General features: G+C 66.1%; 6 protein-coding genes. 4 read left to right on the top strand and 2 right to left on the bottom strand.

What is annotated here, in order from left to right; all coding sequences use genetic code 11:
* A partial coding sequence (locus D7W82_RS37080) for an endonuclease/exonuclease/phosphatase family protein (protein ID WP_147439740.1) occupies positions 1 to 1,105 on the bottom strand: 1,105 nt, incomplete at its 3' end.
* Between the two features lie 513 nt (positions 1,106 to 1,618).
* Here D7W82_RS37080 and D7W82_RS37070 point away from each other — a divergent pair.
* The 4 genes from D7W82_RS37070 (at position 1,619) to D7W82_RS37055 (ending at position 6,217) form a co-directional block, all read left to right on the top strand.
* A complete protein-coding gene (locus D7W82_RS37070; RefSeq protein WP_147439739.1) occupies positions 1,619 to 2,020 on the top strand; it encodes a hypothetical protein in 402 nt (133 codons plus the stop codon).
* Positions 2,021 to 2,070: 50 nt separating this feature from the next.
* Positions 2,071 to 2,412 carry a DUF2500 domain-containing protein gene (locus D7W82_RS37065; RefSeq protein ID WP_120588443.1) on the top strand — a complete coding sequence of 114 codons (342 nt, stop codon included), beginning with the start codon at positions 2,071 to 2,073 and terminating at the stop codon, positions 2,410 to 2,412.
* Between the two features lie 262 nt (positions 2,413 to 2,674).
* Positions 2,675 to 3,982 (top strand): leucine-rich repeat domain-containing protein, encoded by a 1,308-nt coding sequence (locus D7W82_RS37060; protein WP_120622798.1) that lies wholly within the window; start codon positions 2,675 to 2,677, stop codon positions 3,980 to 3,982.
* Between the two features lie 1,062 nt (positions 3,983 to 5,044).
* Positions 5,045 to 6,217: a YncE family protein gene (locus tag D7W82_RS37055; protein ID WP_147439738.1), complete on the top strand. Its 1,173-nt coding sequence runs from the start codon at positions 5,045 to 5,047 to the stop codon at positions 6,215 to 6,217.
* A gap of 941 nt (positions 6,218 to 7,158) precedes the next feature.
* On the opposite strand, the gene D7W82_RS40750 is transcribed toward D7W82_RS37055, so the two are convergent.
* The coding region (locus D7W82_RS40750; protein WP_158617797.1) for a hypothetical protein at positions 7,159 to 7,791 on the bottom strand (633 nt) is incomplete at its 5' end.

Here is a 7,791-nt window from a genome sequence, read left to right as displayed (position 1 = left end):
CCGGGGGAGGCTGTGCCGGTGGAGAGCTGCGATGCTCCCCATGGGGGTAGGTAACCGTTACATCCGCCCAGAGCGGGTCGTGGTCGGAGTAGAGCGACTTGGTGACATCTGCGTCGTGAACGGTGACCTCGGGGCTCACGAAGAGATAGTCGAACTTCTCATTGATGCCGCCGAACTGGTCCCTCGGCACCTCGCCGAACGGGCCCCCGAAATTCGGTAACTCGCCGTGAGTGTACTCGCCGTCGCGGCAGAAATCGCGCTCCTTGATGTCATCCCCGCAGGGGCTGTCGACTTCCTTGAACGCCCCGTGCGCGCCCTGTCCGTAGTCAGAGAGATAGAAGCTGCTCAGCGCCTCGGACCCAGGCACGTCATTCAGGTCGCCGCCGAGCATCACGGTGTAGCCCGCGTAGTTCTCGGCCAGCACACTTCTCGCCCGCTCCGCCTCCCGCTCTCGCTGTTCCCTGTTTTCCCCACCGTTGACGAGATGGACCGCACAGACAACCAGACGTCTCGAATCCGAGTTCAGACACAGCATCCTGCGTTGCTCGCGGTTCGGGCCGCTCTGCAAGTCATATGACTTCATCTGGAGGTCGGAGAAGTTCTTCCGATAGATGATGGCGTTGCCGAACAGGGAACCATGTTTACATGGCTGCAGTTGGAGATTGCCCTTGTCGTCGCTCTTGAGGACAGGGTCGAACTGCACGTTGTAGTCAGGCAGTTGCTCGTCCAGGTAGTCCAACCAGTCCTTGCAGCCTTCGTTGATGGTGACAAATGCCAGCTCGGGGCTGCGACCCTTGATGCTTCGCACCAGGGCTTCGGGCGCCTTGCGGCCAGCGCCAGCGTACTCATCGGCTCCACCCGCCATGTTGAACTGGCCGATGAAGATGCGCTCCGAGTAGTCCCTGGCGGGATCATCCGGCGGAATCGGCGCCATCAGCACCACCGCCGCCAAGGCGAGCACCAACGCCGTCAGCGGACTGGCAAGCGCGCGTGGACAAGAGACTCTCTTCGATGGCTCCATGTGTTTTTCCCTCCCTGTCAGCGCGGCGGCCAGGGGCCAGGTGCGCCCATCGCCGCTCGCGTTCACATCCTGCGTTCCCTCCATGGAAACCCCCGCCAAGGGGGAGACGCTTCTGGCCAGGCGGGTGGCGGCGAACGAGGAAGTCCTCCTCGCCTCGAGGCACGTCCGGCGGATGGAGCCATCGGTTGGTGGAGCCGCGTGCGGTCCCGAAGGCGCATCAGGCGTTCAACCGCCCATCCCTGCCCCAGTCTCGTGGCGCCGAGGCTCAAAAGGACGTGAGCTTCACCTGGTCCGGCACCGACGCGAGGGAGGTGGGCCTCGTGAACGGGCGCCTCCTGGCGACATACAAACCCGCATCATCCGTGAGCCACAGCCAAAAGGGTTCGTACACCTGGCTCGGGGAAATGGCTCTCCCGCACTTCATGTGATCCGAGAGCGAGGAGACAGGCGGTGCCAGCATGAGGCTGTTGCGGCGAGTACTCCTGGGAATGTAGGAGTTGTATTCGACTCCTGGCTGATCGGCTCGCCACGGCTCAGCGCGCGGTGGGCATGACGGCGGGAGCAGAAGCCGGAGCCAGGCTTCTCACGCCACTGGCCATGCCGACGAGTCCCGATACGCTGCTCCGGTTGATGCACAGCGGTACGAGACCGGCGCCCTCGACGCCCCGCACACATCGCGGTCACGCCTCAATCCCGAAGGACCTGCGCCCCGTCGCACGGCTCCCCTCGCCCAAGCAACTGGCGTGGCTCTGCCTCCAGCCGCGCGCGGCCTCCCTCATCGATGACCACGCGCAGTCCTTCTTCAACAACGGAGTCCCCGGCAACAAGGGCGACGTGCGCCTGTTCAGCCAGGTGGACGGAACGGCCTACGGAATCCTGAGGGACAGACCGCGGGGGGCGCGCACCCGCAAGCCCGGTGAGAGAAGCCAGTCCACGCCTCTCTCCCGCATCTTCGAGGACCTCAACTGCAAGAACGAGAAGACCGGCCTCACCTTCTAGTTGCTGCCAAAGTAGCAGGCCCGAGGGACAGGCCTTGCGGAGGAGAATCCATGGAAACGCTCATCACCCTCTTCCTCATCGCCTGCATGTTCTTTGCGGCCCTCTTGTTCTACGCCTCCGGTCGCCGTCGTCTCGAGCCCGACCTCGCGCGGCAGGGGCGCGTCGTCGCCAAACGGCAGACGGGCGACGGCTACTACGCCCGGGCCACCTACTTCGTGACGTTCGAGTTCCAGGACGGCAGCCGGGACGAGTTCGAGACCTTCGACAGGCAGTATGGCCTCCTGGCCGAAGGCGACCAGGGCACCCTCATGACGCGGGGAAGGTGGCTCAAGGGGTTTGCGCGGCAGTGGCCCCAACGAGGACCGAGCTTCCCCCGGCCGCTCCATACGTAGTCCGCGACACGCCGCCCCTCCAGCAGCCGGGCAGACGTGAGGCCGTATACCTGGTCCGAAGACAGTGGAGGCCCCGGCTATGACGGTGGAGTCGACGATGGAGCGCACGCCGCGATTGGATTGAGCGGGACTGCTGCGCCGGACGTTCGCGCTGGATGTCTTCGCCTGCCCTTGTACGTCGCGCCGCGGGTCCTCCTGGGCTCCTGAGGGATCCTCGCGGCGCTTCCATGGTGTGATGGCTCCCGGAAGGGAGCACCGGGACATGGTGGAGAAGCAGGACTGGGGGAGGGATGCCTCCGCGCAAGAGGTGTGGGCCCACGTGGAAGCGGCGGGGACGCCCGGATGGCGACGCGAGCTGGCCTCCTGGTGGCGGGGAGTCTCCGAGAAGGGCGTCCTCTTCCACGAGGGAGACCTGGAGGCCGACTCGCTCGTCATTGGCCCCCGGCCGCTCGTTGTCTCTGGCAGCGTCCGGCTGAAGGGCCTGCTCGAGGACGGCCACGCGGCGGACCACACCCTCCTGGTGGTGCTGGGAGATCTGGAAGCGGAGAACGTGGCGACGTTCTCCGCCATGTTCATCGCGGGCAACGTCCGGATCCGGGGGCTGCTCTTCGGCGACTCGTATGGGGATGACGTCTTCTGTGTTGGCGGTGGGCTGATGGCGCGCGCCCTCGTCGAGCAGCACCACCACCTCTGGGTGTTTGGCCCGCTGGACGTGGACGCGCTCGTGGGCGACAAACTCACCGCGACGGAGAAGCCCCGCAGGAAGCTGGAGCCGCACGAGGCGCTCCTGCCGGGGGCCTTCACCGTGGAGGACGAGGACGAGGGCGACGTCACCGACTCGACGGTGGACCGGAAGGGGCTCCTCACGATGCTGCGAGCGGGGAGCCCCCTGCTGGCGGACACCCGGCTTGGCCCCGTGGAGAAGGCCATCGCCGCCGTGAAGGAGCAGGCGGCGCGGGGCGGGAAGGCGACGCGACTGGGGCTCGCGCAGAAGAAGCTGAAGGCCATCCCCGAGGAGGTTTTCTCCCTCACCGGGCTGGAGAGCCTCAACCTGGACACCAACGACATCGCGGAGATTTCCCCGCGCATCGGCGAGCTGCAGGCACTGAAGAACCTCAGCCTGGAGAGCCTGCCGCTGACGTCGCTTCCGGTGGAGCTCTGCCGCCTCCCCGCGCTGAAGAAGTTGAGCCTCCGCTACTGCAACAACCTCACCCGGCTCCCAGACGCGTTCGGCGAGCTGGAGGCACTGGAGGAGCTGTATCTGGACGCGATGGCGCTGGAGGGCTTCCCCGAGGTGCTGACGCGGCTGCCTCGGCTGAAGAAGCTCTGGTTCTGGCGCTTCTTCAAGATGACACCGGGCCGGGTCCAGGTCCTGGTGGACGGGATTGGGCGGATGTCGACGCTGACGCACGCCGGCTTCTTCCAGGGGGAGCTGTCCGCGTTGCCGGGGGGACTCGCGCCACTCGCCCGGCTCAAGCAGTTCAAGCTGGGGCTGGACCGCGTCCCGGAGCCGGAGGTGAAGCGGATGGAGGCGGCGCTGCCTCCCGGACGGCTGCACGTGGGGTACTGAGCCGTTCCTCGCCTTTGATACGGACGCAAGGGATTATCGGAGGCGCATGGTCGGGGGTTTTCGAGATGCCGGCGGTGGCCTGGAGTGCCACGGACACCGCGGGTGCGCATTCAATTGACCTTCGGTACAGCCGGCACGCGCGGAGGTGGACGGTGATTGTCAGACTGCCCTCCAGTCATCGTCCGGGATGTCCATTACTCTTGCGACAACCCTCCTCAGGGTTCTAGATGGCTGTGTACTGCGCCTGAGGTCAGGCTCGCGGAGTTCAATCGGGACCCGGACGCAGTGTCCAGAGGGGGGAGCCAGCCAATGGTTTTCAATCATGTTGTACAGCCGTTCTCGTGTCCTGGTGCTGTCCGGGAGAGGGGATTCCTCGCCATGGGAAGGGGACGCCTCTCGGGTTGGGCAAACATTGCCTTTCTCGTCCTGCTCGGCGTTCAGCTCGCAGCCTGCGGCTCGGACCCCACTGGCGAATGCAAGGACGGCGCGTCGGAATCGCTCGCCTGTGGGTTGAACGGTCGCGGCACCCAGAGCCGCACGTGCGAGGCGGGCAGGTGGAGCACGCCCACGACCTGTGCGGACCCGGATGTGTGTGTGGACGGTGCCTCGGACTCGCCCTCCTGCGGGCTGAACGGTCGCGGCACCCAGAGCCGGACCTGCGAGGCGGGCAAGTGGAGCGCGCCCAGTGCCTGCGCGGACCCCGACGTGTGCGTGGACGGTGCTTCCGAATCACTGGCCTGCGGGTTGAACGCCCGCGGCACCCAGGTCCGGACCTGTGAGGCGGGCAAGTGGAGCGCGCCCGGTGCCTGCGTGGACCCTGACGTGTGCGTGGACAGCACCACTGAGGCGCTCACCTGCGGGCTGAATGGCCGCGGCGCTCAGAGCCGGACCTGCACGCAGGGCGCGTGGGGCACGCCCACGACCTGTGCGGACCCGGATGTGTGTGTGGACGGTGCCTCGGACTCGCCCTCCTGCGGGCTGAACGGTCGCGGCACCCAGAGCCGGACCTGCGCGCAAGGAGCGTGGGGCACGCCCACGACCTGTGCGGACCCGGATGTCTGCGTGGACGGTGCCTCGGACTCGCTCGTGTGCGGGCCGAATGGCCGCGGCACCCAGAGTCGCACCTGCGACTCCGGCGCCTGGACCGCGTCGGCGTGCATGGATGCGGACGTCTGCACCGATGAGGCGGTGGAGACCCGTCATTGCGGTGTTCTCGGCAGGCAGTCCCGCGAGTGCAAGACGGGCCAGTGGGGCGACTACGATGTCTGTGACGCTCCCGCGTCCCTTTCCCTCCAGGTGACCGGACGCAGGGACATGGTCCACGATGCCCGGCGCAATCTCCTGTACATCACCACCAGCGAGACCAATGGCAGTGGTCTGGTGCATGTGTACAACCTGGTGACGCGGCAATTCGATTCGCCGCTGCTCACGGGTGGCTCCTTCGTCGGCATCGACCTGTCCCCCGACGGAAATGGGCTCCTCGTCGCAGATGCGGGCTACACCGAAACCAAGAACTGGATTCATCAGATCGACCTCACGACCGGCGAGTCGAAGAAGATCGAATTCAGCCTGGACTTCTACGAAGGGGGGACGTTCACGGCGGTCTACACGTCCGCCACCGAGGCCCTCGTCTCGTCCACTTTCAGGGGCTCTGGCTCGGTCCCCTTGCGCAAGGTCAACCTGACGGACGGCACCGCCAGGTCCATCAGGAACGTGCGTCAGAACACCATGCTGGCCCCGTCCGCAGACGGCTCCACGGTTGCCTATGCGGAGTCGAACATCTCCAGCGGAGCATGGGGACGCTTCAAGGTTGATGCGCAGACGTTCGCTGGCTCGGGTACGGACTGGTTCGTCTATGAGATCGCCGTCAGCCGGCAGGCGTCCCAGTACGCGGTCCCGACCTACGGAGGCCTCTTCATCTACGACAGTGCCCTCAAGCTGCAGACCACGCTGGGACAGTACGCGGATACGTTGCCCATTGGCGCCGTCTACAGCCCCATCGCGGATGAGTTCTATCTGGCGTGGTACTCGTACAACGACCGGGCGCCGTCCATCGATGTGTACAGCGCCACGACCCTGACGAAGCAGCGCGACATCGAGCCGGGCACGGGGCTCTTCGACTGGACCGGAAACCACGCCTTCGGAAACGGCCGGATGCGCGTCTCCCGCGACGGCAGGCTGCTCTTCGCGACGAGTGGCTCGGACCGCGTCGTCATCTACCCCACGGGCCTGTGAGCCAGGGGCTGGCCGTGCAGCCGTAGGGACAGAGGACCCGGTGGCGGACCACCGGGTCCTCCGCATTCACGGGTCACACAGAGAGGCCCAGTTCAGCTGCGCCCCCGCGCCGGTGAGGGTGTCCAACCTCTGGTAGCGCCAAGCACAGCGAATCAGCACTGTCTCCAGCCGTAGGGCCATGAGGAGCAGCGCCAAGAGCCTCGTCAGTGGCCGCCAGAGATGATTCCCCCGGCTTGCTGCGGGTCTGCTGCTGGCGGTCCACCGAGGGAAAGAAAAAGCCCTGGAATCTCGCTGTAAGTCCGCGAAACTCCAGGGCTTTAATGGTCGGGGAGACAGGATTTGAACCCGTGGACACGGGGTGCCCCAAACCCGCGACGGCACATGCCCTTCGCTGAATCGTGAGTGAGTCCGGGCACTTCGAGTCCACGGGGCAGACCTCGCCAGTCCCACCTGTCACCCGGAGTCCCCTCCCGTCTTGGAGACATTTTGGAGACGAAGCCAGGGGCTCACTGAGCCCCTCCATGGGCGAGGCGCGAGGGACTGGAAGCTGCCGCCACTGGGTCCCGAACCAAGGCCGGGGAAGCGGTCCACGGTTCGCCCCTCCTGACGCGCTGTTCTGGTCGCGGCCTACCAGGCGCACTCGCTGCAACGGAGGCTGCGTTGGGCGGAGATGGACGTGTGGCCCCCTCCCCGAAAGCAGCCCCAATGCGCCTCACTGGAAGGCTTCTCCCCGCACGCCACCACGCACCTCTTCTTCACCGAGCTGCCAGGCGCAGGCCTCGCAGAGGCAATTCATGAGGGGGATGACACTGCGGGGCTCGTGGGGCTTGAGGGCCCAGAGAGACGCGGGAGGTCCCCGTCCTCGGGGATGGCTCCCCCAAGAGAAGACGGAGCCGGCTGAAGCGAGCGGGGCCGGTGCGCGGCCCCGTCGCGACGGGACGTCAGTCCTTGGTCCAGCGGAACGTCACGCGGTCGCCGCCGCTGAGCCGGTCCGCGAGGTTGTAGAGCTTGTACATCTCGGTGGGGACCGCGAAGATTCCCTTCGCCTTGCTGAAGACGAAGTACGAGCCAGGGTCGGTCACGATGCTCGTCCACTGCGAGTTGGTGTTGCAGTTGGCCGTCGAAGCCGAGGGCCAGTTGCACCAGGAGTTGCCGTTCTCGTTCCACACCTTCCAGTGGTCGCCGCCGCCGACGAGGCCCACCTGCTTCCACCACGTCACGGCCGAGCCGGACTCCAGTCGGAACTCCACCACATCCGGCGACGCGGCGTTGTGCTCGACGATGATGTTGATGAGGTCACCGTCCGGCAGGTAGATGGGCTGGATGTCGGAGAGCCACGCCTTGTCACAGGTGATGCACGAGTTGAAGGTGTCGTTCGGGCCGGTGCACGAGCTGTTCGAGTACTCCAGTTGGTAGTCGTTGTTGCTCGCGCAGAAGGCACACGAATGCGCGTATCTGGCGCTGATGCACGTGAGGGAGGTCGTGGTGCGGACTCGGGTGAAGTCCTCCCAGGTGATGGCCGTCGCGGCCATGGCGGAGACGGTGCCGCCCTCGTCCTCCTGCTGGGGCTGGGT

It is taken from the genome of Corallococcus sp. CA049B (genome assembly GCF_003611685.1).
In the GTDB taxonomy this organism is placed as follows: Bacteria; Myxococcota; Myxococcia; order Myxococcales; family Myxococcaceae; genus Corallococcus; species Corallococcus coralloides.
The sequence above is the reverse complement of the archived record's forward strand: the minus strand, read 5'-3'. Positions and strand labels throughout refer to the sequence as shown.

Coding starts and splice junctions, on each gene's coding strand:
- D7W82_RS37070 (WP_147439739.1), top strand. CDS start 1,619: ATGCCGACGAGTCCCGATACGCTGCTCCGGTTGATGCACAGCGGTACG.
- D7W82_RS37065 (WP_120588443.1), top strand. CDS start 2,071: ATGGAAACGCTCATCACCCTCTTCCTCATCGCCTGCATGTTCTTTGCG.
- D7W82_RS37060 (WP_120622798.1), top strand. CDS start 2,675: ATGGTGGAGAAGCAGGACTGGGGGAGGGATGCCTCCGCGCAAGAGGTG.